The organism is Mesorhizobium sp. M6A.T.Cr.TU.017.01.1.1, from assembly GCF_004023115.1.
GTDB classification, from domain to species: domain Bacteria; phylum Pseudomonadota; class Alphaproteobacteria; order Rhizobiales; family Rhizobiaceae; genus Mesorhizobium; species Mesorhizobium mediterraneum.
On the sequence record NZ_RZTA01000295.1, the window covers coordinates 1 to 448 of the forward strand.

The 448-nt window shown below is 53.8% G+C and carries 1 protein-coding gene; it reads left to right on the plus strand.

Going from position 1 to position 448, the window contains the following annotated elements:
- Positions 1–26: 26 nt before the first annotated feature.
- A partial coding sequence (locus EOB36_RS34065) for a hypothetical protein (RefSeq protein WP_245467980.1) occupies positions 27–448 on the plus strand: 422 nt, incomplete at its 3' end.

Consider the following 448-nt stretch of genomic DNA (forward strand, 5'->3'; position numbering starts at 1 on the left):
CAGCGGATATTTGTGGCGTTCAGCCCATGAGTGGACCAACTGGTCTGATCTTTGCGCTTCGCCCGACATACGGCAACGACGTGGACAGCAATGATGCTTCTGCTGCCAATGCATTCTACGACGAAGCAAACACTGGCTTCTCGGCTGGTGCGGGCGCGATGACTGCCTTCGGAGCCAACCTCTTCTTCCAAGGAACGTCGGGCGAGATGTCGTTCCATCAGGCTGCTGCTCTTGCGGATGCCGAAGAGTGGGGATCTGGTTCTGACAACGACATCCCCTCCATGAGCTTCAACATTGACAAGTCACAGGTTACTGCCAAGACTCGGGCCCTCAAGGCAGAGTATTCGGTGAAACTTGCACAAGATCTGAAGGCAATTCATGGTCTTGATGCCGAGACTAAGCTTGCCAACATCCTCACGACTGAAATCATGCTGGAAATTCAACCGCG